This is a genomic window from Myxococcus sp. CA040A, assembly GCF_013336725.1.
In the GTDB taxonomy this organism is placed as follows: domain Bacteria; phylum Myxococcota; class Myxococcia; order Myxococcales; family Myxococcaceae; genus Myxococcus; species Myxococcus llanfairpwllgwyngyllgogerychwyrndrobwllllantysiliogogogochensis.
In genome coordinates this window covers 636,946-659,244 of sequence record NZ_JABUMR010000001.1, presented here as the reverse complement: position 1 = coordinate 659,244, position 22,299 = coordinate 636,946, and the positions used below count along the sequence as shown (strand labels likewise).

Genomic DNA, 22,299 nt, shown 5'->3' with positions numbered 1-22,299 from the left:
CGCACGCCGCCAGTGAGGGCCCGCGAGCCGTCCCCTGGCGGCCTCCCCCAAGTGGGGGACTTGCCCCGGCGCCGGGAAGCGGGGAAAACCCTGCCCCAGTGGACAGTGCGTTGGGTTGGACCCACTCCTCCTTCGATGACTCGCTGGCGCGCGCCGTGGACGCCCAGCGACGAAGCGTGCTGGGCACGGGCGCGGCGGTGCGGCTCGTCGGCGCGACGCTCTTCCTGATTCTCACCACCACGCTGTGGCTGACCGGCGGCGAGGACTGGAGCCCCTACCCGCTCCTGCTGGTGCCCTATGTGGGCGTGGCGACGGTGCTCTTCGTCGTGCGCAACCGCCCCGAGGCCAGCTGGTTGGGCATCGTCCAGTCCCCCGTGGACGTCGCCCTCGTCTATGGCCTGCAACACCTGGCCCTCCCCATCTCGCCCTTTCCGGCCGGGGTGGCGGGCTTCAGCCTGGGCCTCTTCGCCCTCGTGGTGACGCTCAGCGGGCTCGCCCTGCGCCCCACCGTCGTCTACGGCACGGCCGCGCTGTCGTCGGTGGCCCAGGCGGCGCTGATGCGTGAGGCGGGCGTCGGCTGGGGCGCGGTGGTCATCGCCGTCGTCACCCTGATGATGGTCGCGGCGGTGAAGCACTACGGCACCGGGAGGGTGCGCGTGCTCGCGGTGGCCCTCACCCGCGCGGAAGTGGACAGCGCCCTGGAGGCCCGCCGGTTCCAGGAAGTCGAGGAGGCCCGGCGCATCATCGCCAGGATGCTCGACGAGGAGCACGCGAAGAACGACGAGCTCCGGGCGCTCCAGCACGACAAGGAGCTGCTGACGCAGTTCCTCGTCCATGACCTGCGCTCGCCCCTGTCCGCGCTGACCATGACGCTGGCCTGGATGGAGCAGGAGCTCCCCCAGGGCCACCTCCACGAGTCCGCGCGCACGGGCCTGGCCGTCACCGCGCGCCTGGACCGGATGATCACCGACATGATGGACGTGCCCCGGCTGGAGCAGGGCCGGCTGGAGCCCCGCAAGGTGCCGCTCGACATGGGCCGCTTGCTGGAGGACGTACGCCGCTCGCTGGAGAACGTCGCCCGCGCCCGCAAGCTCACCCTGGACGTCGTCGCGCCCCGGACGCTGGCACTGCACGGAGACCCGGAGCTGCTCGTTCGCGTGGTGGAGAACCTGGCCACCAATGCCCTGCGCTACGCGCCCACGGGCGGCCGCGTACGGCTGGAGGGCGGCACCGACGCCCAGGGCGCGTGGCTGGCGGTGCGCAACGACGGCCCGCCAATTCCGGGCGAGCTGCGCGCACGCCTCTTCGACAAGTACGTGCAGGGCGACCAGGAGCGAGACAACCGCCGGGGCTACGGCCTGGGGCTGTACTTCTCCCGACTGGCCGCGGAGGCCCACGGAGGAACGCTCTCCGTGGAGGACACCCCGGACTGGCCCACGTCCTTCGTGCTGCGGCTACCGACCGCCTGAACCCCGGGCGCGCTGCCGACGGCGGAGGATGCGCTCGACGTTGGACTTCGCGCTGGCCATCACCGACGACGCGTCCAGCGTGGTCAGCACGCCGTCCTTCAACACCGGCTTGCCGTCGATGAAGACGTGCGTCACGTCGCTGCCGCGCGCGGAATGCACCAGCGGCGCCAGGATGTCCTCGGCCGAGGGACCGCAGTGCAGGCCGCTCACATCCACCACGGTGATGTCGGCGCGCTTGCCCTGCTCGAGCGAGCCCACCTCGTCCTCCAGCCCCAGCGCCCGGGCACCGTTCAGCGTGGCCATCTCCAGGACGCGCAGGGGCGTCATCGCGCGAGGCCCCACACGAGGGTTGTGCAGCACCGCCGCGAGCCGCATCTCGTGGAAGATGTCGAGCGTGTTGTTGCAGGGCGCGCCATCCGAGCCCAGCGCCACCGTCACGCCGGCCTCCAGCAGCTCCGGTACCTTGGCGATGCCCGAGGCGAGCTTGAGGTTGGAGCCGGGGCAGTGGCACACCACGGTGTGCGTCTCGCGGATGAGTTCCTGCTCCTCCGCGGACAGCCACACGCAGTGGGCCAGCGTCACGTGCCGCCCCGTCAGCCCCAGCGTGTGGAAGAAGTCGACGTTGTCCCGGCCGCCCGAGTACTGGCGCACCGCGTCCGTCTCCTTCGCGTTCTCGCTGGCGTGGGTGTGGATGCGCACGTTGTGCTCGCGCGACAGCTTCGCCACCTCACGCATCAGCTCCGGCGTGCAGGACAACACGAAGCGGGGCGCGAAGGCGTAGCGCAGCCGCCCGTCATGCGTACCGTGCCAGCGCTCCAGCAGCGCCAGGCTGTGGGCCAGCGACTCCGCGGTGGATTCGCGCAGGCCGTCGGGCACGTTTGCGCCCGCGTCCATCATCGCCTTGCCACCCACCAGCCGGAAGCCGGAGTCCCGCGCGGACTCGAAGACCGCGTCGTAGTGATGCACGCTGCCCATGTCGAGCGCGGCCGTGGAGCCCGAGCGGATCAACTCCGCGAAGGTCAGGTCCGCCGACGCGCGCATGGAGGCCGCGTCGTGGGACGCCTCGAAGGGCCAGATGCGCTCGCGAAGCCAGTCGAGCAGCTCCATCCCATCCGCGCGGCCCCGGAACAGCGTCTGGCAGGCGTGCAGGTGGCCATGGATGAGGCCCGGCAGCACCACCTTCCCCGCCACGTCCACCACGCGCCGCGTTCCACGGGCCTTCAGGCCCCGTCCCACCTTCGCGATGCGCCCGTCCTGGACGAGCACATCAGCGCCCACGAGCACCTCTCGCTCGCGGTTCATCGTCACCACGGTGCCGCCGGTCAGAAGCAGATCCACGGGTGCTCAGGCTCTCTTAGAGGAAGTCCTTGGTGAAGGCGTGCGGCAGCAGCTCGCCCAGGGAGTAGCGCATCTCGTCCCCTCGAGGGGTGCGGCTGCGCACCTGCATTTGCGGCGTGCCGAACTCGGCCATCACCTGCCGGCACATGCCGCACGGAGGGACGGGTGTGGCCGTGTTCGCGACGACCGCCACCGCCACCGGCTGGGAGCGGCCCTGCGCCACGCCCGCGGCGAAGGCATTGCGCTCGGCGCAGACCGTCAGCCCGTAGGTGGCGTTCTCCACGTTGCAGCCGGACATCACGGAGCCGTCCGCGTACAGGACGGCGGCCCCTACCGGGAAGCGGGAGTACGGCACGTGCGCCCGCTCCCGCACGCGGGTGGCCTCTTCGAACAGCCGCTCCCAGGGAATCTCATCCGCCATGTCGCCGCCTTCCAAGGTGACGGGGTGGGCCTCAGCGAGGTTCGCCCGCGAGCCGCATGTCGTCCAGGTGGCGGGCGATGGCCAGCTCCGCCTCCACCGGCAGGTCCACGAAGCGCACGTGCGCGGCGGGGCCCTGCGGGCCATCCGTCACGTGGAGCACCTCGCCCTTCGCCTCCACTTCGTCGGGAAGGATGGGCAGCGTGAAGCGCACCTCCACCTGCGCGCCCGCCTCCAGTCCGGGGCCATTCCAGGCGCAGCCGCCCAGGGACAGGTCCCCATCCCGTGCCTCGAAGTCCGCCGAGCTGCCCGCCCGGCGCACCTTCAGGCGCATGGGAATCCGGGGGGAGTCGCGCCGGTCCTCGGCCTTGTCGCTCATCGAGTTGTTCCTCTCGGCCATCGCCGTTCCAGTCCTGCCGCTCATGCCCGTACCACCGCCGGAAGCCCCTTGGAGGTGGCCCGCCCCCGGGGCCACGCGCGCGGCTCACCGGGCCCGGCCGGCAGGGCGTCCTCCGGGAGGTCGAAGCCCACCCTCGGCTCCCCCTTCCAGGTCCCCCGGCGAACGGCCACGGCCGCCTGCGTCACGTGTCCATGAAGCACCATCCGCCACCCATCATACGCTTGCCCACCCGCCAGGGAGGCGCCGAATTTCATCCCCCGCGTGGGTTCCCCCAGGAATGTCCTGTACCAGGAGTGCCCCCTCTTTGCGCCCTGCGTCGAACCCGGCGGCCCCCAGCGCCCGCTCATGCCCCCCGGAACACACCCCGAGGGCTCAAGGGGGGACATCCTCGTTCCGGGTGTCCCACCACTCCTCGCCGTAACTGATGAAGATCTGCTCGCCGGGGTGGATGTCCCTCAGGGCGTAGAAGGTGAAGATGTCGCGGTCCACCGCGCGGTAGTACGCGGCGGTGGGCTCCTTCGCGTGGTTGTAGAGCATGCCGTAGCCCAGCACGAGCGCGACCCAGTCCCCCGCGGGCTGCTGCTCGCGCTCGCCCCAGCGAATCTGGAAGACGTAGTCGTCGAGCGGCGGATGCCGCGTGTGCTTCTGCAGCACCTTGAGGTAGCGACACTCCTCGATGAGTTCGCCCGCCTTGATGAGCTCATCGGTGAAGACGCCGAAGCCCCACTCGCAGGGCCGGACCTTCACTCCCGGATGGAGATACAGCGCTTCGCCCGTGTTCATGCGTCCCTGCCGCCGTTGGGGCCGGAAAGATGCCGCGTTCCGGGGCCAACGTGAAGGACCGAGCGAAGCCTCCTCGACCACCGGAGGGGACGGCGAACTTCCTCAGACGGGGGGCCACGCGAGCAGGGAGGTCCGGGCCACGCGCCGCAGGTCCTCGCGACTGGCTCCCGTGGCGGCCTGGACGGCCATGCCCTGCGAGACGGTGGTGAAGTAGCGCGCCAGGTCCGCGCAGTCGACGTGCGCCGGAACGTCCCCCTCGCGCTGCCCCTGCTCGATTCGCTCGCGAAGGGCCTGCTCTCCCGCCGCGCGCCTCGCCGCCAGCTCCCCCTGGATGGGGGCGGCATCCGCGCCGCTCACCAGCGCGCCCTGCACGGTGATGCAGCCCTTGGGCTCCCGGGGCAGCGTCTGCGCGTCCGCCAGCCCGAGCAGCAGGTGCTCGACAGCGGCGCGGGCCGTGGGCCTGTCGAACGCGTCCCGATAGAGGACCAGATGGCGTTCGACGTAGCGGTCCAACGCCTTGCGGAACAGCGACTCCTTGTTGCCGAACGCCGCGTACAGGCTGGGCCGGTTGATGCCCAGTTGCTCCGTCAGGTCCGACAGCGAGGTGCCCTCGTACCCCTGCCGCCAGAACAGGCGCAGCGCACGGTCCAACGCCTCATCCACGTCGAAACCCCGGGGACGCCCCACCTGGGCGGCTGCCGTCTTCGGTTTCATACCGTTCGATACTAATCCCCTTGACGACTCCGGGCCAGGACTCTACATCTATACCAATCGGTACACATCCCGCGCCCGGGCTCGGGCGGAACCGCGCGGAGCGCGCCTGGGTGTGTCCAATTCAGTACCGATAAGTACACAACCCAGAAGGAATGACGAACATGGCCAAGAAGCTCGCAGGCAAGGTGGCGCTGGTGACGGGGGGTTCTCGGGGGATTGGCGCGGCGACGGCGCGGGCGCTCGCGCAAGAAGGGGCGGATGTGGCCATCAGCTACGTCGCCTCGGCGGAGAAGGCCCAAGCGCTCGTGCGGGAGCTGGAGGCCCAAGGCGTCCGGGCGGCGGCCTTCCAGTCCGACCAGGGCGTACCGGCGGAGGCAGCGAAGCTGGTCCAGGCGGTCACCCAGCGCTTCGGTCGGCTGGACATCCTCGTGAACAACGCGGGAGTGGCCACGCCAGGAGCGGTCGACAGCCCGGAAAGCGATGCGGTGGCGTTCGAGCGACAGCAGAACATCAACGTCCACGGGGTCATCGCGGCCATCCGCGAGGCGGTCAAGGTGATGGGCCAGGGCGGGCGCATCATCACCGTGGGCTCCAGCATCACCGGGCGCGTGGGCATGGCCGGCATGGCGGACTACACGGCGACGAAGGCGGCGGTGGTCGGCTACACCAAGGGCGTGGCGAGAGACCTGGGCCCCAAGGGCATCACCGTCAACGTGGTGCAGCCGGGCTTCACGGCCACGGACATGTCCTCCGGCCTTGAGCCGATGAAGCCCGCCATCAACGCGGCCATCGCCCTGGGCCGCTTCGGCCGCCCCGAGGAGATCGCCGACAGCATCGTGTTCCTCGCGGGCCCGGGTGCCACGTACATCACGGGCACCGTGCTCAACGTCGACGGCGGCCACGGCGCGTAGGCGCACGGGCCATCACCGTCACGAGGCGCCAGGCACCGGACCTCGAGCCGCGCGGGCTCGAGGTCCGAGCCGCCCTACTCCACCCGCTCGCGCACCAGCGGACGGGGGGCGGGGGCGGCATCGCCGAAGTGGTAGGCCGCCAGCAGACGGGCCTTCACGCCCTCCACCGGAGCTTCGTCGTTGTAGTGCACGCGGACCACGGGCTCGCCCTTCACCACGGCCTCGCCCGTCTTCTTCAAGAGGGTGAAGCCCACGGCGGGGTCTATCTTGCTGTCCACCCGCTGACGGCCCGCGCCGAGCGCCACGCCCGCGAGGCCCACTCCCTCCGTGTCGATGCCCGTCACATACCCTCCACGGGGCGCCACCACGTCCACCGTGGAGCGCGCCTGGGGCAGGAGCGAGTAGTCGTCGATGGAGCGCGGGTCTCCGCCCTGAGACAGGACGATTTCCTTCAGCTTGCGCAGCGCGCTGCCATCCGCCACGGACTTGCGCAGCTTCTCGCGCGCCTCGTCCACGGTGGCGGCCTTCTTGCCGAGCACCAGCATCTCCGCCGTCAGCGCGTAGGTGATTTCGGTGTAGTCGTCCGGGGCCTCGCCACGGAGCATGTCCACCGCCTCCATCACCTCCAGGGCGTTGCCCACCTTGCGCCCGAGCGGCTGGTCCATGTCCGTCAGCAACGCGACGACCTTGCGCCCCATCTCCGCGCCCAGGCCAATCATCGTCCGGGCCAGCGTGCGGGCATCCTCGTCGCGCTTCATGAACGCGCCGCTGCCGACCTTGACGTCCAGCACCAGCGCGTCGATGCCCTCCGCCAGCTTCTTGCTCATGATGGAGGACGCAATCAGCGGGATGCAGTCCACCGTCGCCGTCACATCACGCAGCGCGTAGAGCTTCTTGTCCGCGGGCGCCACCTGCGCCGTCTGGCCAATCAGGCAGCAGCCCACCTCGCGCACCAGCCGGCGGTACTCGGACGTCGACAGATTCACGTTGAAGCCGGGGATGGACTCCAGCTTGTCCAGCGTCCCGCCCGTGTGGCCCAGGCCCCGGCCCGAAATCATGGGCACCGGCACCCCGCACGCCGCCGCCAGGGGCGCCAGGCTCAGAGACACCTTGTCCCCCACTCCGCCCGTCGAATGCTTGTCCACCTTCACGGCCGGGGTGTCGGACAGGTCCAACACCTCGCCCGACTCCAGCATGGCGCGCGCCCAGGCGCCCAGCTCTCGGGAGTCCAGCCCCCGGAAGAAGACGGCCATGCACATGGCCGCCATCTGATAGTCCGCTACCGTTCCCGCCGTATATGCCTGGATGAACGCGCGGATGTCAGCCGGCTCCAGCCGGCCCCCATCCCGCTTCGACTTGATGAGCTCGTAGGGTTGCACGGGGACTGCCCATACCAGGAACCCGGGCCCCCATGCACTTCCGCGAAAGGCGCCTCCGCATCTGGTAGATAGCCAGCCATGACGCTTCGCCTTCAGGTCCTCGCCCTCACGGCGCTCCTCTGCGCCTGTTCCAAGCAGAAGGAAGAGACGCCCCCCTCCGGCGCTTCGGCCCCCGCCTCCGCTCAGCAGGAGGCGAAGAAGCCGCTTCCCGTGGGCCTCGTCATCGACGTGGGCGGCCGGGGTGATCACTCGTTCAACGACGCCGCCCTGCGCGGCCTGGAGCTGTGGGCCGCCGGCAAGCGCTACGAGGGCGGCAAGTACGTGGACGCCACGCCCGACGACGTGCGCAAGTCCCTGCCCGGCCACCTGGCCTCCATCGCGTCCACCCTCCAGCCCCTGCCCATCCAGCCCGTCGTCCTCCAGAGCAAGGCCCAGGAGGACTACGTCCCCAACCTCCAGCTGCTCGTGGACCGGGGCTCCCAGCTCACCATCGGCAACGGCTACCTGCTGGCCAACGCCGTGCGCAGCTCCGCCCAGGAGAACCCCCAGGCCCGCTTCCTGCTCATCGACAGCCAGGTGCTGGATGCCCAGGGCAAGACGCTGCGGCTGCCCAACGTGCGCACCGTCCTCTTCAAGGAGCACGAGGGCAGCTTCCTCGTCGGCGCGCTGGCGGGGCTGGTGACGAAGACGAACAAGGTGGGCTTCGTGGGCGGCATCGAGGTGCCCCTCATCCAGCGCTTCGAGGTCGGCTATCGCGCCGGCGTGAAGACGACGAAGCCCGAGGCAGCCCAGACCCTGATGTCCGTCTACACCGGCAGCTTCAACGACATGGCCGCGGGCAAGCAGGTGGCGCAGGACCTCATCGCCAAGGGCGCGGACGTCATCTTCCACGCGGCGGGCTCGGACGGCATCGGCGTCATCCAGGCGGTGAAGGAGGCGCGCGCGGCCGGCAAGAGCGTGTACGCCATCGGCGTGGATTCGGACCAGTCGCACGTGGCGCCGGAAGCCATCCTGACCTCCATGCTGAAGCACACGGACCTGGTCGTGTACCAGGCCGCGAAGGACCTGGTGGACGGCAAGTTCACCGCCACCGAGCAGGTGCTGGGCCTCAAGGAGAACGGCGTGGCCATGGCCGAGGTCCGGGTGGACTTCCCGGGCAAGGCGGAGGCGCTCCAGAAGGTGGAGGCGCTGCGCCAGCGCGTCGTCTCCGGACAGCTCCAGGTGCCTTCCGTCCCGGCGGACCTCGCCACCTTCCAGGCCGCCGCGCCCTGATTTCCCTTCGACATATCCAGAAGCGTTTCGGCGCCGTCATGGCGCTGGATGACGTGTCCCTCGATATCGGCGCGGGCGAGCTGCTCGCGGTGGTGGGAGAGAACGGCGCGGGCAAGTCCAGCCTGATGAACGTCCTCTACGGGCTCTACCATCCGGACTCGGGCGAGGTGTCCGTGCACGGCAGGTCCGTGCGCCTCAAGAGCCCTCGGGACGCGATTGCCCTGGGCATCGGCATGGTGCACCAGCACTTCATGCTCGTGCCCACGCTGACGGTGGCGGAGAACGTGGTGCTCGGCCGCGAGCCCACCCGCCGGGGGCTGTTCGACTGGGAGCGCGCCGTCAGGGAGGTCGCCGCCACCTGCGAGCGTTTCGGCTTCGTGTTGGACCCGCGCGCCCGCGTGGACACGCTCACGGTGGGCTCGCAGCAGAAGGTGGAAATCGTCAAGGCGCTGCACCGGGGTGCCCAGGTGCTCATCCTCGACGAGCCCACCGCCGTCCTCACCCCCCAGGAAGCCGACGAACTGGCCCGCGTCATGCGCGGCCTCGTCGCGCAGGGGCGCACCGTCGTGCTCATCAGCCACAAGCTGAAGGAAGTGCTCGGCGTGGCGGACCGCATCGCCGTCATGCGGCGCGGCCGACTGGTGGCGGAGGTGAGGCCCTCGGAGACCTCGGCGACGGCCCTGGCCGCCCTGATGGTGGGCGAGAGCCAGCGCGCCGTGACGGGCCAAGCGGCGGCCTCGGGAGAGAAGCTCCCCAGCGACGCCCTGATGGAAGCGGTGGGGCTCCCGGTGCGAGGGGACGACGGAAGGCCCGCGCCAGGCGGCGGTGAGAAGCCCGGCGACGTCCTGCTGGAGGCAACGGGACTCCAGGCACGAGGCGACAACGGGTGCCCCGCGCTGCGCGGCGTGGACCTGACGGTGCGCGAGGGAGAAATCGTCGGCATCGCCGGCGTGGACGGCAACGGCCAACGCGAGCTGGCCGAAGTGCTCACCGGCCTGCGTCCGCTGACCGCGGGTGGCGGCACGCTGCTCGGAGGAGCGCTGACGGGGCTCACGCCCGCCCAGGCGCGAGCGCGCGGCGTGGGCCACGTGCCCGAGGACCGGCTGCGCCGCGCGGTGGTGAAGGCGCTCAGCGTGGAGGAGAACATCGCCCTGGGACGCCACACGGGGCCGCCCTTCGCGCGGGGCCTGTGGATTGATTTCGCCGGGCGCCGCGAGCGGGCCCAGACGCTCCTGGCCTCATACGACGTGCGCCCGCCCGAGCCGACCCTGCCCTTGCAGGCCCTGTCGGGTGGCAACCAGCAGAAGGTCGTCGTGGCGCGCGAGCTGGATGCCCGGCCGCGTCTGCTCGTGGTGGTGCAGCCCACGCGAGGCCTGGACATCGGCGCGGTGGCGCAGGTGCATGCGCGGCTGCGCGAGGCGCGGGCCCAGGGGACGGGAGTGGTGCTGGTGTCACTGGACCTGGAAGAAGTGCTGGCCCTGGCGGACCGCGTCTATGTGCTCTTCGAGGGCCGCGTGACGGGCCAGTTCACCCGGGCCGAGTACGACGAGCGGGAGATGGGACGTCGCATGCTGGGAGCGGAGCAGGCCCATGGGTGAGCGGACACGGCAGGCCCTGCCCTCGGTGCTGTCGGTGCTGTTGTCGCTGGTGGTGTGCTGGCAGCTCATCGCCCTCACCCGGGACACGGATGGCACGGCGGTCGCCACGGCGGCCTATCTCGAGATGCTCTGGGGCGGCATTGGCGACTGGCCCCGGTTCATCGAGGGCGCCGCCGTCACCGTCCTCACCCGGCCCCTGGGCGAAGCGGCGATGAAGGCGGCGCTGCTCACCCTCACCGGCCTGTCCGTCGCGGTGGCCTTCAAGGTGGGCCTGTTCAACATCGGCGCGCAGGGACAGATGCTGCTCGGAGCGCTCGCGGCCGCGGTGGTCGGCGCGCACGTGACCCTGCCCGGCGTCCTGCACATCCCGGCCGCGCTCCTCGGCGCGGCGGTGGCCGGGGCCGCCTGGGCGGGGATTGCCGGCGCGCTCAAGCTGTACCGGGGCGTGCACGAGGTCATCTCCACCATCATGCTCAACTGGGTGGCGGTGCGGCTGGTGGACAACTGGCTCGTCGTCGGGCCGTTGCGCGGCGTGGCCGAGGCCGGCGCCTCCATCTCCGGCACGGCGGAGATCCACCCCACCTCGCAGCTTCCACGACTGCTGGGTGACAGCTCCCGCCTCAACCTGGGCTTCATCCTCGCCGTCGTGGCGGCGGTGACGGTCTGGGCGTGGCTTGCGCGCACCCGCTCCGGCTTCGAAACGCGGGCGGTGGGCCTGGGTGACGAGGCGGCGCGGGCCGCGGGCATCCCCGTGGCGCGGCGCGCGGGGTTCGCCATGGCGCTGGCCGGAGCACTGGCGGGACTCGCCGGCGCGGTGCTCGTGCTGGGCACCGAGGGCCGCTACCCGGGCACGCTGGGCGCGCCCTACGGCTTCGACGGCATCGCCATCGCCCTCATCGGCAACAACCATCCGCTGGGCGTGGGCGCCGCGGCCCTCTTCTTCGGTGTGCTGCGAGCGGGTGGCACGCGCATGCAGCTGCTCGATGTGCACAAGAGCTTCCCCGAGCTCATCCAGGGCCTCGCGCTGCTCTTCGTGGCCGGACGCCTCATCTGGCTGGCGGCGCTGCGCCGTCGAAGCACCCCGACAGTCGCCACGGCCGCGCCGCCTGCTCCGGCCGCGCAGGTGCCCCATGCTTGAAATCATCCACCGGCTCCTGTTCGCCACGCTGGACGCGGCCCCCGCGCTCGTCTTCGCCGCCCTGGGCGCGGTGCTCTCCGAGCGCGCGGGCGTCGTCGCCGTGGGCGTGGAGGGGATGATGCGCGTGGGCGCCTTCTGCGCCGCGGTGGCCGCGCTCGTCATGCCCACGCCGCTGGCCGTGGGCGTCGGAATGCTCGCGGGCGCGACGCTGGCGGCGGTGCACGGCTACCTGTGCATCCGCTGGCGCTCGGACCAGGTGGTGTCCGGCATCGCCCTCAACCTCGTGGCCCTGGCGGGCGGCACCTTCCTGCTCGAGACGCACTTCGGGCCCAACGGGACGCCCCCCATCCAACAGCTCGCCCCCTGGAACTGGCCCGAGCTCGCCTCGGTGCCCGTGCTGGGCGCGCTCTCAGGCCACGCCGCGCCCACGTACCTGGCGCTGTTGTTGCCGCTGCTGCTCCAGGGGATGTTGACTCGCACGCCCCTGGGACTCCGCCTGCGCGCCGTGGGCGACAAGCCCCACGCGGTGGCCACCCTGGGACTTTCCGTTCCCGCTTTGAGGTGGGGCGCGGTGCTGGGCGGTGGACTGCTCGCGGGACTGGGTGGCGCCGTGCTCTCCACCACCGTGCTGGACCGCTTCGAGCAACACACGCCCGCGGGCCTGGGCTTCATGGCCCTGGCCGCCATGGTGTTCGGCCGCTGGACACCCCTGGGCGCCTTCTTCGCCGCGGCCTTCTTCGCCTTCGGCAACGCGCTGCGAATCGGCCTCGCCTCCAGCGCCCCGGGCCTCCTGGACGTCGTCCCCCAGGGCGTCCTGCTCGCGCTGCCCTACCTCCTCACCCTCCTGGTCCTCACCTTCCAGGGCCAGCGCAACAGCACCCCTGCCTCACTCGGCGTCCCATACGAGCAGGAGTCCCGCTAAGGTCACCAAACCAGTGCGAGTCATTCCATACCCGGGTATAGAATGATTCCTGGTCAGGAGTGACCCCCAGGTGTCTGGTGGCCAACGTCCTCTCCTTCGGATGATGGAGAAAGACGACACTCCAACCCCCTGCCGTTATTGGATGGAACTCCGGGTTTCTCCGGGATTGAGACACGGGGCGTCGGAAATCACGACGGCACGCGCCTCGCATAATGAGGTCAGGTCGGGCCGCGCCGGATTGGAATCAGGCCACCGGGGGGGAGGCTTCATCCAATCTGTCGCAAGGTCCGGAGGGACTCCTTGTGAAACCCGGGCCCGGTCGGTCCGGTCAACACGGCGGGGGTGGGTGATGCTGGATACGACGGGAACGACCGAGACGTACAGACCCCGCGTTTTGGCGGTGGACGTGGAGTCAGAAGGCATGGAGCGGCTGTGCTCCATCCTGGCCCCCGCGGGCTACGACGTCCTGCCAGCGCGTGGGAGCGGGGCCCGACAGGCCGCGGACCTGGTGCTGCTGGACGTGGAGCGTCCGGGGACGGATGGGCTGGCGGCGTACCGACGGCTCCAGGCGGAGCTGGGTGCGCTGTCCGTGCCGGTGCTGATGCTGACCCGCAGGGCGGACCGCCAGACGCGGCGACAGGTGCTGGAAGCCGGAGTGGATGATCTGCTGACCACGGAGCCGTTGGATCCGCTGGAGCTGAAGGTCCGCGTGCACACGCTGCTGGAGCTCAAGGCGCACCGCGACCGCGGTGGGCAGCGGGCCGAGGAGCTGTTGGATCCACGCACCCGCTGGGTGGAGATGGAGCGGCTGGCGCGCGTGGGCACGCTGGCGGCGGATGTCGCGCAGAACCTGGGTCACATCGGCGAGGGCCTCCAGCGGGCGCTGGGGCATGTGCGCGAGCGCGCGCTGCAGGGCCTGCCGCCGGACGTGGACGAGCTCAAGAAGCTGGGTGTCGCCGGCGAGCAGATGCGGCTGTACGGCCAGCACCTGCTCTCGCTGGGCCCCACCAACCCCAAGGACATCCAGCGCTTCGACCTGCGGGAGCTGGTTCCCGGGGTGGTGGAGCGGGTGCGGGGCAACGGCCGTCTGGGCGCCGCCGAAGTGACGGTGGTGCTGCCGGAGGACCCCATCGCCGTCGTGTTCAACCGCCGCCAGTTGGAGCAGGTGCTGGTGGAGATCCTCGCCAACGCGGCGGAGGCCGTGGAAGACGTGATGGACCGGCCGCGTCGCATTCACGTGGGCGTGGAGCTGCCGGACATGTTCGGCGACTTCGGCCCGCGCCTGTTCGTGAAGGACACGGGCATCGGCATCTTCGAGGACGAGCTGCAGGCCGTCTTCGAGCCCTACTACACGACGAAGCCGCCGGAGAAGGGCGCCGGGCTGGGCCTCACCGTGGCGCGCGCCCTGGTGGAGTCCATGGGCGGCAAGCTGACGGTGCAGAGCCGCGTCAACCTGGGCAGCACCTTCACGGTGGAGCTGCCCGAGCAGACGTCCTCCTGGTAGGCCCGAACCGGCGCGTCGCCTAGAAGCGGTAGGCGATGCCGAAGAGGGCTTCCATGGCGAACTCGCTCTCATCCCAGTCGGGGATGAGCGAGGGGCCCATGCGCAGGTTGAAGGTGGCCGCCAGCCGGCTGTCGATGAAGTACTCCAGCCCGCCGCCCACCAGGATGGGGATGACGGGGCCGATGCCCTCCCCGAAGTACACGTGGAAGGGCATGTCGATGCCCACGTTCACCATCAGCGCGCTGGACACGGGGATGCCCACGACGAAGGCCACCGGCAGCGCCAGGCCCACGTCCGTGTCGCCGTCGTCGAAGTAGAAGAGCGGCCCGGGCTGGAAGGTGAGCGCGAAGGAGACCTGGTTCGTCTTCGCCAGCTCCAGCCGCATCCACGCCTGCAGCTTGATGCCGGGCGAGGTGTGGCGCACCCAGCCCTCGCGGCCCCAGTTGAAGCTGAACTTGCCGCCGATGTCGAAGCGCTCCGAGCTGCCGTGGAGCACGCCCAGCGTGAGGCCGGGCCAGCCAATCTGGCCAGAGAACGCCGTATTGCCCCGCCCCAGCGTGTCGGCGGCGAGCACGGACCAGCCCTGCCCCCGCGCCAGCGCGGTACCAGGAAGGGCCATCAGACAGCAGGCGAGGAGGACTCCAGGAACGAGGCGCTTCACACGAATCCTTTCGACGGGGGCCACGCGAGGCGCGGCCAGGGGGAAACCGAGGCGCGAGATGAGGTGTGAATCAAGACTCAGGTGGGTTGTCCACGCTCACGTGCGAGCGCGACAAAAGCGTCGATGAAGGAGGTCAACCGGGCCTCGGCGCGAGCACGGGCCTGGGCGAGGGGCTCACCCGCACCCGGCGTCTCCTTGCGCTCGAAGTAGTACTTGATCTTCGGCTCGGTGCCGGACGGACGCAGGGTGACGCGGCCCCCGCCCTCCAGTTCCAGCGCGAGCACGTTGGACGGCGGCAGGCCATTCACGCCCCGCTGGTAGTCGAGCACGGCCCGCACGGCCTCCGTGCCGATGTGGGAGGGAGGCCGGGCGCGGAAGGCGTCCATGATGCCGCGGATGACCTGCGCGCCCGCGGCGCCGGGCAGCGTGACGTTGCGCTGGGCACCGACGTAGAGGCCGTGCCGGCGCTGGATTTCCTCCAGGTAGCCGAGCACGGTGGTGCCGCGCGACTCGCACCACGCGGCCAGGTCCGCCATGACGAGCGCCGCGCCGACGCCGTCCTTGTCCCGCGTCACGGTGCCGGCGGTGTAGCCCAGCGCCTCCTCGTAGCCGAAGACGAACTGAGTGCCCTCGGCGTGCTCGCGTTCCAGCGCGCGATTGGCGATCCACTTGAAGCCCGTGAGCACCTCGTCATACGCCGCGCCGAGCGAGCGGGCGATGTCCCCCAGCTGCGTCGACGAGACGATGGTGGTGACGACATGTGGCCGAGCGTGCTTCGTCCCCTGCGTCAAAAGGTAGTGGCCCAGCAGTACACCCACCTCGTTGCCGGTGAGCATGCGCAGCCCACCGTCCGCCTCGCGGGCCATGACGGCCAGCCGGTCCGCGTCCGGGTCATTGGCCAGCACCAGGTCGGCCTTCACGCGCTCGGCGGTGGCGCGAGACAGGTCCATGGCGCCGGGCTCCTCCGGGTTGGGGAAGCGCACCGTGGGGAAGCGGCCGTCGGGCATCTGCTGCTCGGCCACGGGCGTGAAGCGCGGGAAGCCCGCGTCGCGCAGGGCCCGCTCCGCCCAGACTCCGCCCACGCCGTGCATCGCCGTGTAGACGATGGACAGCGTGTCGGAGCCCCTCTTGTGCACGCGCAGCCCGAGGATGGCGCGCAGGTAGTCCTCGCCCAGCGAGTCCGGGATGTCGCGCCACAGGCCCTGCTCGCGAGCCTGGGCCACCGTCAGCAGGGGCACGCGGTTGGCGGGCTCCACCCGGGCAATGGCGGCGGCGATGCCCGTGTCGTGCGGCGGGATGATTTGAGCGCCGTTGCCCCAATACACCTTGTAACCGTTGTACTCGGGTGGATTGTGGCTGGCCGTCACCATGATGGCGGCGGCGGCGTTGAGGTGGAGGCAGGCGTACGCGGTGAGCGGCGTGGGCACCGGCGGTGAGAAGACGTGGGCGGGGATGCCTTCCGCGGCGAGCACGGCGGCGGTGTCCTCCGCCAGCTCCGCGCTCAGCCTGCGCGCGTCACGGCCCACCACCACGCCCCGGGTGGCGGCGTCCGGCACATGCTCCTTGAGGTAGCGCGCCAGGCCCGCGGTGGTGCGGCGCACCACGGCGCGGTTCATCCGGTTGGGCCCGGCGCCCAGCACGCCACGCAGGCCCGCGGTGCCGAACTCCAGGTCTCCGGCGAAACGGTCCGCCAGTTCAGTGAGGTCTCCCTGGGCGAGCAGCCGCGCCAGTTCGTCGGCGGTGGCGGGGTCGGGGTCCGCCAGGCGCCACGCTTCCGCCCGCTCTCTCAGTCCGGTGTCGTTCATGGAGCCTCGAAGCCTCGTACGGTCTGGGCGCGCGCGGAAGACAAGCCTCGCCGCGCCGGTGGAGTTTTTCAGCTGTAGTCGGTGAGCTTGCGACGCGTGGCGCGGCCCTTGGGGCCGTCCTTGCCGCCCTGGCACGTCACGCACAGCTCCGCGTAGGGCATGGCGCGCAGCCGCCCGAGCGGAACCTCGTCCCCGCACTCCTCGCACTCCCCGAAGGAGTCCGGCTCGTCGCGCAGCTTGCCCAGCGCCTTGAGCACGCGGGCCAGCACGCCGTCCATGTTCCGGTTCCGGTTGGAGGCGATGGCCTGCATCATCTCGTTGAGGGGCTGCTCGTCCTCGTCGCCGCCGATGCGCGCCTCATCGGTGCGATTGGGCTCGATTCTCGAGGGCGTCTTCTCGGTCAACTCGGCATGCAGCGCCAGCAGCAGCGCCTTGAGTTCGTCTCGCTGTTTCGCGTTCACGTCGGCTCCGCCGAGTTAGTACTTCGCGGTGGAAACCTGGCCGGTGACGATGGCCACCGACGCGGAAGCGCCCAGTCGGTTGGCGCCCGCGCGCAGCATGTTCATGGCGTCCTCGGACGAGCGGATGCCGCCGGACGCCTTGACGCCCACGTCCTCGCCCACCATGGCGCGCATCAGCGACACGTCCTCCACCGTCGCGCCGCCCGAACTGAAACCCGTGGACGTCTTCACGAAGGCGGCGCCCGCGACCTTCGACAGCAGGCAGGCGAAGACCTTCTCTTCGTCCGACAGCAGCGCCGTCTCCAGGATGACCTTCACCGGCAACGGGCTGCTGGCCTTCACCACGGCGGCGATGTCCGTGAACACGAGCGTGTGGTCCTTCGCCTTGAGCGCGCCGATGTTGACCACCATGTCGATTTCGCGCGCCCCGGCTTCAATGGCCTCGCGCGCCTCGAACGCCTTGGCCGACGACAGCGCCGCGCCCAGCGGGAAGCCCACCACGGCGATGGGCACCGTGGAGGAGCCCGCGAGGATTCTGGCAACGGTGGCCACGTGCGAGCTGTTCACGCAGACCGTGGCGAAGCCGTGCTGACGCGCCTCCTCGGCCACCTTCACCACGTCCTCCTGGCGCGCCTCGGGCTTGAGCAGCGTGTGGTCGATGTACGGCGCCAGGTCCGAGGCGGACCGGATGGAGTCCGGGTCCACGCGCCCCGTGCCGTGGCGGGTGAAGGCGTCGGGAGCGGCGTCGGTGGGGGGGGCCTCCCGGGCGCTCGTCAACGCCTGAACGCGGCGGCGGGCCTGGTCGGCGATTTCCTCGACGTACTTGAAGAGGTCCTCGGAGTCGGACATGGCGGCCCCTTAGCCCACTTCGAGGTCCTCGGGAAGCGCGCGGGCGACCCGTGCGTTTCCTGCTCGCACCCGAGGTGCCGAGGGTGGGAACGTGGCGGTAGAGTCCGCACCGTGATGTCCCGTCTTCGGCTGTCCAGCTTCCTCGCCCTCCTGCTCGCCGCGCTTCCAGGCATCGCCGCGGGCCCACCCTCCCCTCCCACTCCCAGCACCGACACCAGGCCGCTCACGGTCCACTTCTTCGACGTGGGTCAGGGCGACGCCGCGCTCGTCATCTCCCCCACGGGCAAGACGGTCCTCATTGACGGCGGCCCTCCCGAGGCCCGGGAACGACTCGCCGCCCGCCTGCGCACCCTGGTGACGGGGCCGCTGGACCTGGTCATCCTCACCCACCCGCACCTGGACCACCTGGGCGGACTCACGGACGCGCTGCGCGCCGTCGGCGCCCGGCGGTTCATGGACCCGGGCTTCAACCACCCCAGCGAGGCATACCGGGATTTGCTCGGCTTCGTCGGCGAGTCGGTGGGCCAGGTGATGAACCCGGAGCCCAATCCCGCCACGCCGGACTCCCTTCTCACCATCGGCCTGGGTGAGGGAGTCTCGCTCACCGTGCTCTGGCCGCGCGCGCCGAAGGAGCCCTTTCTCGTGGGAACGCGCTCGGACGCCAACTCCAACTCCATCGTCGCCAAGCTGACGTACGGGAGGACGGCCTTCCTGCTCGTCGGCGACGCGGAGCCGGACACCGAGGCCGCCCTGCTCCAGCGCCCCCTGGACCTCACCACCACCGTGCTGAAGGTCGCCCACCATGGCGGACGGCACTCCTCCACGGCCGCGTTCCTCGCCGCGGCGAAGCCCCAGGCCGCCGTCATCTCCTGTGGCGCCAAGAACGACTACGGCCATCCCGCGCGAGAGACGCTGGAGCGGCTCGACGCCGTCGGCGCGCACGTGCTGCGCACGGACCGGGATGGCGAAGTGGTTGCCGCCAGCGACGGCCATACCGTCACGCTGCGGGCGAACGGAGGCACCGGCGCGCTGCTCGTCGTTCCGGGCGGAATCACCCCGGGCCCCATCGCGCTCGGACCCGTCGTGCCTGGCCACTCCCGGCCAGGGCGCGGCACCGTCGAACCGCGAGACGAGGTGAAAGTCCCTTCACCTGGAACCGCACCCGGTGAGCGAGGCTCGACGCCCGCGAACACCGAGGGACAGGGCCCCTACGTGGGGCTCAAGGGCAGCAAGGTGTTCCACCGCGAGACGTGCTCCACGCTGAAGCGTTCCAAGTCTGAACGCACGCTCTTCCTGAACCGCGAAGCCGCCCTGCGCGAGCGTCGCCCCGCCGAGGATTGTCACCCATGAGCCCGCGCCATCTCGCCCTGCTGGGGACCCTGCTGGCCCTGGCGGCCTGCAAGGAATCGCCGGACCCGTCCGCCACGCGTGCCACGGAGGCCAAGCGCTACTTCGGCAACGCCCCCGACGGGAAGCTGCACGTCTACTTCTTCGACGTGGGCCAGGGGGACGCCGCCCTCATCGTCTCCCCCACGGGAAACACGGTGCTGGTGGACTCGGGCCCGGAGAAGGCCGCGGGCCACCTGGTGAACCGCCTCCCGGAGCTGCTCGTCAAGCAGTTGGACCTGGTCATCCTCACCCACCCGCACAACGACCATCACGGAGCGTTGGATCCGGTGCTGCGGCGCGTGGGCGCGCGACAGCTGATGGAGCCTCAATTGCCCTCGGCGCCGCGCGAGTACGACGCCCTGCTCACGTCCATCAGCGGGCGCCGCATCCAGGTCGTCTCGCCCGCGCCGCCGACGTCCACGCCCAATGCCCCCCAGCGCATCAACCTGGGGGACGGAGTGTCGCTGACCATCCTCTGGCCCCGAGCCCCCAGCGAGCCGCTCCTGGAGGCGTCCGAGGCCACGCTGGAGATCAACTCCATCGTCATGCGGCTCTCCTACGGCGAGACGTCGGTGCTCTTCGCCGGTGACGCGCTCGCGCAGACGGAGGAGTACCTGCTCGCGCGAGAGGTCCCCATCCAGTCCACGCTGATCAAGGTGGGGGCTCACGGGCTCGCGGGCGCCACCACCGCGCCCTTCCTCGCCCGCGTGGGCGCCCGCGCCGCGGTCATCTCCGTGGGCGCCGACAATCCCTTCAAGGCACCCGCCGCCGCCACGCTGGAGCGCTTGAAGGCCGCGCACGTCCAGGTGTTCCGCACCGACGTGGATGGCGAGGTGCAGGTGGTCAGCGACGGCAAGTCACTGGTCGTCACGCCCGAGCGACTGCCGCAGGGAAGCCCCAGCGACACGCGCTACACGCACCCGGGTCAGGGCCCCACTCCGGAGCCGGACTTCTGGGCGGGCAAGCCCCTGCCCGAGAAGAAGGTCCCGCCCCCGCCCCCGCCCCCCGAGGACCTGAGGCCCATCGACACGCTCCAGACGACCCGGACGGAGCCGCCCGCGCCCGTGGCGGAGGGGCGCACGGACCGCTCGAAGAAGTACAAGGGCCCGTACCACGCCAGCCGGAAGCGGCAGTTGTTCCACTTCCCGGACTGCGACGGGGCGAAGAAGATCCACCCCGAGAACCTCATCGTCTACAAGACGCGCGAGGCGGCGGCCCAGGAACGACGTCCCGCCCAGGACTGCAACCCATGACGAAGACACGCGTGTCGCGGGCCACGCTGGACCGCATCGAGGACGACGTCGCGGTGCTCATCGTCGAAGGGCGCGAGGTGACACGGCCCCTCACGTCACTCCCCTCGGGCGTGCGCGAGGGTGACGTGCTGGACCTGGAGACGATGCGGGTGGACGCGGAAGCCACCGAGGCGCTGCGCGAGGAAGTGCGCCTGGCGCGTCAGCGGGCGATGCAGGGCAAGAAGCCGCCCGCGGGCAACTTCGACCTCTGAGGCGGACTCTCGGCGGCCGCGCCAGGTCCCGAGGCCTCCCTTCGATGAGAGGGAGAGGCCCGGGGCCCTGGTTCGGGACTACCGCCCGGAGAGGACGAGCGGAATCTCCAGGTCGACGTCCTCACCCGAGAAGCTGGAGAAGACCATGCGCTTGGCACGGTCCCGGATGCAGGTGCCCACCGTGTTCGAGGAGCCGTTCAGGTCCTTGCGGCTGAACGTGGCGGCCTTCACCGCGCCCGACGTGCCCACGGTGGCGGTGAGCGTCACCTTCCCGCCCTTGAAGGACGGATTGCGGCGCAACTCCTGGTCCACGCAGTCGCGGAACGCGACCTGGGTCTGCTCCACGATGCGCTCCACTTCCTCGTCCGACGGACCGCCCACTTCCTCGGTGTCCGCCGCGGCCACGTCCGCATCCTCGCGGACCTCCGGAGCGACGTCCTTCTTCTCCGTGTCGTTGTAGACCGCCGCGACCTGCTCCTTGGACGGAGCCGCCACGGCGGCGCCCTCGGTGCCGGCCGTCGGCTCGGCGGCCTTGGGCTCGGCGGGCTGCACTGCGGCCGGGGGCGACTCGGGCGTCACCTTCGTCGCAGGCGGCGGAGCTGGCGGGGGCGTCTTGCCCAGCAGTTTGTCGCGCAGCGCGCCCATGCCAGCACCGGTGAAGACGGACTGCTCCACCCGGTTGCCCTCGGCGTCCACCGTCGTCACCCGCAGCGGCATGACGCCCAGCGACTCCGACAACACGTAGGCGGCTCCCACCGGCACGATGATGAGCAGCAGCGCGAAGACGGCGTACTTCCAGCCGGAGTTGCGCCGCGTGACACCCGCCTTCTTGGCGAAGTGACGCGTGTCCTCCCGAGGCCTGCGCTCCTCTTCGTCACCGCCGCCCAGCGAGGCCAGCGGGTCCTCCTGGGGAACGTCGTCCTGGTCCCCCCGCTCTGGAAGGTCCAGGTCGGAGAACAGCTCGTTCAGCGGCGCCGCGCTGGCGGCCGGTGCCGCCCCTCGCCGCGCCGAGGCCTGGGACTGGCCTCGAGGATCAGGCTCACCGAAGTACGTCGTGTCCGGGTCCTCCTCAGGCACCCACGCTCGCTGGGGCTCGGGCTGCTGCTCAGGCTCCGGCTCCTGGGGGTACTGCGGCTCCGGCTCGGGGAAATAGGGCTGCTGCTCGGGCTCCGGCTCCCGGCGAGCAGGTGTGCTCTTCGAGGCTCGGGCGGGAGGCGGCTCCGCCACGGGCGGAGGGGGTGGAGGAAGGGGCTCCGGCTCGGGTGGCGGGGTGAACAGACCAGCGAGCTCCGGCACATCCGCGCCGCGCTTCCAGTCCGCCATGCCCTGCTGCCAGAAGAAGCTGCGGCCACTGATGGTGCCAGTGGCGACGAGCTCCCGGAGCGCCCCCTCGTCGAGAGGGCCTTCCTGCTTGTTGCGCACCATCACGAACCAGGGCGAACCCGTGGCCCGCATGGGTGCGGCACGCGTGGGCTCATCGTCCCAGGGCGTTTGAAGCGCGGCGGGTGGCGCCTTGGCCAACGCGGGCGCGGCGGTGACGGGCGCGGCGGCGGGCTCGGCCAGGGAGCGCTCTTGCGCTCTCAGCCGCTCCACGTCCGCGAGCGACACCACGCGGGTGCTCTCCTCTTCGGCGGGTCCTTCGACGGTGATGACGTTCTGGCAGTTCTTGCAACGGACCTTGACCGTCTTGCCGCGGACTTTTTCGTCCGCAATGGAGTACCGCTTCTGGCAATTGTCGCAGGTGAAGTTCAAGGGGAGCGTCCGGCTCACTGAGGGGAGACTGG

The 22,299-nt window shown here is 70.7% G+C and carries 21 protein-coding genes; 10 read left to right on the top strand and 11 right to left on the bottom strand.

What is annotated here, in order from left to right; all coding sequences use genetic code 11:
• Nucleotides 1-110 precede the first annotated feature (110 nt).
• Nucleotides 111-1,469 (top strand): sensor histidine kinase KdpD, encoded by a 1,359-nt coding sequence (locus HUA75_RS02725; protein ID WP_254623540.1) that lies wholly within the window; start codon nt 111-113, stop codon nt 1,467-1,469.
• Here the strand turns inward: HUA75_RS02725 and HUA75_RS02720 are convergent.
• From HUA75_RS02720 to HUA75_RS02700, 5 genes are all read right to left on the bottom strand, one after another.
• Nucleotides 1,455-2,807 carry a 5'-deoxyadenosine deaminase gene (locus HUA75_RS02720; protein WP_174485457.1) on the bottom strand — a complete coding sequence of 451 codons (1,353 nt, stop codon included), beginning with the start codon at nt 2,805-2,807 and terminating at the stop codon, nt 1,455-1,457. The two genes, HUA75_RS02725 and HUA75_RS02720, sit on opposite strands and share 15 nt — an antisense overlap.
• Before the next feature lie 16 nt (nt 2,808-2,823).
• Nucleotides 2,824-3,228 (bottom strand): cytidine deaminase, encoded by a 405-nt coding sequence (locus HUA75_RS02715; protein ID WP_174453072.1) that lies wholly within the window; start codon nt 3,226-3,228, stop codon nt 2,824-2,826.
• Nucleotides 3,229-3,259: 31 nt separating this feature from the next.
• Nucleotides 3,260-3,625 carry a PilZ domain-containing protein gene (locus HUA75_RS02710; RefSeq protein ID WP_141648176.1) on the bottom strand — a complete coding sequence of 122 codons (366 nt, stop codon included), beginning with the start codon at nt 3,623-3,625 and terminating at the stop codon, nt 3,260-3,262.
• Between the two features lie 372 nt (nt 3,626-3,997).
• Entirely contained in the window at nt 3,998-4,408 is a 411-nt protein-coding gene (locus HUA75_RS02705; RefSeq protein ID WP_174485456.1) for an SET domain-containing protein-lysine N-methyltransferase, read from the bottom strand.
• A 102-nt stretch (nt 4,409-4,510) separates the two neighbouring features.
• On the bottom strand, nt 4,511-5,122 hold the full coding sequence (locus HUA75_RS02700; protein WP_174485455.1) for a TetR/AcrR family transcriptional regulator: 612 nt from the start codon (nt 5,120-5,122) through the stop codon (nt 4,511-4,513).
• Nucleotides 5,123-5,283: 161 nt separating this feature from the next.
• On the opposite strand from HUA75_RS02700, the gene HUA75_RS02695 reads away from it, so the two are divergent.
• The gene (locus tag HUA75_RS02695; RefSeq protein WP_174485454.1) at nt 5,284-6,033 is read left to right on the top strand and encodes an SDR family NAD(P)-dependent oxidoreductase; all 750 of its coding nucleotides are present in this window, start codon (nt 5,284-5,286) and stop codon (nt 6,031-6,033) included.
• 74 nt (nt 6,034-6,107) lie between these two features.
• Here the strand turns inward: HUA75_RS02695 and HUA75_RS02690 are convergent, their stop codons facing one another.
• On the bottom strand, nt 6,108-7,412 hold the full coding sequence (locus HUA75_RS02690; RefSeq protein ID WP_141647625.1) for a thymidine phosphorylase: 1,305 nt from the start codon (nt 7,410-7,412) through the stop codon (nt 6,108-6,110).
• A gap of 78 nt (nt 7,413-7,490) precedes the next feature.
• Between HUA75_RS02690 and HUA75_RS02685 the strand changes: the two genes are divergently transcribed.
• The 5 genes from HUA75_RS02685 to HUA75_RS02665 all read left to right on the top strand — a co-directional run bounded on the left by HUA75_RS02685 (nt 7,491) and on the right by HUA75_RS02665 (nt 13,846).
• On the top strand, nt 7,491-8,684 hold the full coding sequence (locus HUA75_RS02685) for a BMP family protein (RefSeq protein WP_174485453.1): 1,194 nt from the start codon (nt 7,491-7,493) through the stop codon (nt 8,682-8,684).
• A gap of 38 nt (nt 8,685-8,722) precedes the next feature.
• Nucleotides 8,723-10,282 carry an ABC transporter ATP-binding protein gene (locus HUA75_RS02680; RefSeq protein WP_174485452.1) on the top strand — a complete coding sequence of 520 codons (1,560 nt, stop codon included), beginning with the start codon at nt 8,723-8,725 and terminating at the stop codon, nt 10,280-10,282.
• Nucleotides 10,275-11,420 (top strand): ABC transporter permease, encoded by a 1,146-nt coding sequence (locus HUA75_RS02675; protein ID WP_141647628.1) that lies wholly within the window; start codon nt 10,275-10,277, stop codon nt 11,418-11,420. Before HUA75_RS02680 ends, HUA75_RS02675 begins: the two co-directional genes overlap by 8 nt.
• Nucleotides 11,413-12,342, top strand: a complete 930-nt coding sequence (locus tag HUA75_RS02670; protein ID WP_141647629.1) for an ABC transporter permease — start codon at nt 11,413-11,415, stop codon at nt 12,340-12,342. The genes HUA75_RS02675 and HUA75_RS02670 overlap by 8 nt, the downstream gene beginning before the upstream one ends.
• A 421-nt stretch (nt 12,343-12,763) precedes the next feature.
• The gene (locus HUA75_RS02665) at nt 12,764-13,846 is read left to right on the top strand and encodes a sensor histidine kinase (RefSeq protein ID WP_254623541.1); all 1,083 of its coding nucleotides are present in this window, start codon (nt 12,764-12,766) and stop codon (nt 13,844-13,846) included.
• A 19-nt stretch (nt 13,847-13,865) separates the two neighbouring features.
• Here the strand turns inward: HUA75_RS02665 and HUA75_RS02660 are convergent, their stop codons facing one another.
• The 4 genes from HUA75_RS02660 to deoC all read right to left on the bottom strand — a co-directional run bounded on the left by HUA75_RS02660 (nt 13,866) and on the right by deoC (nt 17,622).
• Nucleotides 13,866-14,507: a hypothetical protein gene (locus HUA75_RS02660; RefSeq protein ID WP_174453063.1), complete on the bottom strand. Its 642-nt coding sequence runs from the start codon at nt 14,505-14,507 to the stop codon at nt 13,866-13,868.
• A 77-nt stretch (nt 14,508-14,584) separates the two neighbouring features.
• On the bottom strand, nt 14,585-16,312 hold the full coding sequence (locus tag HUA75_RS02655) for a phospho-sugar mutase (protein WP_174485451.1): 1,728 nt from the start codon (nt 16,310-16,312) through the stop codon (nt 14,585-14,587).
• 68 nt (nt 16,313-16,380) lie between these two features.
• Complete coding sequence (locus tag HUA75_RS02650; RefSeq protein ID WP_174485450.1) at nt 16,381-16,773, bottom strand: TraR/DksA C4-type zinc finger protein; 393 nt, start codon at nt 16,771-16,773, stop codon at nt 16,381-16,383.
• Between the two features lie 15 nt (nt 16,774-16,788).
• Nucleotides 16,789-17,622: a deoxyribose-phosphate aldolase gene (gene deoC, locus HUA75_RS02645; RefSeq protein ID WP_174485449.1), complete on the bottom strand. Its 834-nt coding sequence runs from the start codon at nt 17,620-17,622 to the stop codon at nt 16,789-16,791.
• 114 nt (nt 17,623-17,736) lie between these two features.
• On the opposite strand from deoC, the gene HUA75_RS02640 reads away from it, so the two are divergent.
• The 3 genes from HUA75_RS02640 to HUA75_RS02630 are packed head-to-tail and all read left to right on the top strand — an operon-like array spanning nt 17,737 to nt 20,515.
• Complete coding sequence (locus HUA75_RS02640) at nt 17,737-18,972, top strand: ComEC/Rec2 family competence protein (RefSeq protein WP_174461637.1); 1,236 nt, start codon at nt 17,737-17,739, stop codon at nt 18,970-18,972.
• Nucleotides 18,969-20,264, top strand: a complete 1,296-nt coding sequence (locus tag HUA75_RS02635; protein WP_174453060.1) for a ComEC/Rec2 family competence protein — start codon at nt 18,969-18,971, stop codon at nt 20,262-20,264. Before HUA75_RS02640 ends, HUA75_RS02635 begins: the two co-directional genes overlap by 4 nt.
• Nucleotides 20,261-20,515: a DUF3006 domain-containing protein gene (locus tag HUA75_RS02630; protein WP_174485448.1), complete on the top strand. Its 255-nt coding sequence runs from the start codon at nt 20,261-20,263 to the stop codon at nt 20,513-20,515. The genes HUA75_RS02635 and HUA75_RS02630 overlap by 4 nt, the downstream gene beginning before the upstream one ends.
• A gap of 78 nt (nt 20,516-20,593) precedes the next feature.
• Here the strand turns inward: HUA75_RS02630 and HUA75_RS02625 are convergent, their stop codons facing one another.
• Nucleotides 20,594-22,267, bottom strand: coding sequence for an AgmX/PglI C-terminal domain-containing protein (locus HUA75_RS02625; RefSeq protein WP_174485900.1), 1,674 nt, complete (start codon nt 22,265-22,267; stop codon nt 20,594-20,596).
• Nucleotides 22,268-22,299 lie beyond the last annotated feature (32 nt).

What these genes read in the sequence shown, in the direction of transcription:
- HUA75_RS02655 (WP_174485451.1), bottom strand. Translation starts at nt 16,312, where the DNA reads ATGAACGACACCGGACTGAGAGAGCGGGCGGAAGCGTGGCGCCTGGCG.
- HUA75_RS02680 (WP_174485452.1), top strand. Translation starts at nt 8,723, where the DNA reads ATGGCGCTGGATGACGTGTCCCTCGATATCGGCGCGGGCGAGCTGCTC.
- HUA75_RS02685 (WP_174485453.1), top strand. Translation starts at nt 7,491, where the DNA reads ATGACGCTTCGCCTTCAGGTCCTCGCCCTCACGGCGCTCCTCTGCGCC.
- HUA75_RS02665 (WP_254623541.1), top strand. Translation starts at nt 12,764, where the DNA reads ATGGAGCGGCTGTGCTCCATCCTGGCCCCCGCGGGCTACGACGTCCTG.
- HUA75_RS02695 (WP_174485454.1), top strand. Translation starts at nt 5,284, where the DNA reads ATGGCCAAGAAGCTCGCAGGCAAGGTGGCGCTGGTGACGGGGGGTTCT.
- HUA75_RS02630 (WP_174485448.1), top strand. Translation starts at nt 20,261, where the DNA reads ATGACGAAGACACGCGTGTCGCGGGCCACGCTGGACCGCATCGAGGAC.
- HUA75_RS02705 (WP_174485456.1), bottom strand. Translation starts at nt 4,408, where the DNA reads ATGAACACGGGCGAAGCGCTGTATCTCCATCCGGGAGTGAAGGTCCGG.
- HUA75_RS02700 (WP_174485455.1), bottom strand. Translation starts at nt 5,122, where the DNA reads ATGAAACCGAAGACGGCAGCCGCCCAGGTGGGGCGTCCCCGGGGTTTC.
- HUA75_RS02670 (WP_141647629.1), top strand. Translation starts at nt 11,413, where the DNA reads ATGCTTGAAATCATCCACCGGCTCCTGTTCGCCACGCTGGACGCGGCC.
- HUA75_RS02635 (WP_174453060.1), top strand. Translation starts at nt 18,969, where the DNA reads ATGAGCCCGCGCCATCTCGCCCTGCTGGGGACCCTGCTGGCCCTGGCG.
- HUA75_RS02710 (WP_141648176.1), bottom strand. Translation starts at nt 3,625, where the DNA reads ATGGCCGAGAGGAACAACTCGATGAGCGACAAGGCCGAGGACCGGCGC.
- HUA75_RS02640 (WP_174461637.1), top strand. Translation starts at nt 17,737, where the DNA reads ATGTCCCGTCTTCGGCTGTCCAGCTTCCTCGCCCTCCTGCTCGCCGCG.
- HUA75_RS02675 (WP_141647628.1), top strand. Translation starts at nt 10,275, where the DNA reads ATGGGTGAGCGGACACGGCAGGCCCTGCCCTCGGTGCTGTCGGTGCTG.
- HUA75_RS02715 (WP_174453072.1), bottom strand. Translation starts at nt 3,228, where the DNA reads ATGGCGGATGAGATTCCCTGGGAGCGGCTGTTCGAAGAGGCCACCCGC.
- deoC (WP_174485449.1), bottom strand. Translation starts at nt 17,622, where the DNA reads ATGTCCGACTCCGAGGACCTCTTCAAGTACGTCGAGGAAATCGCCGAC.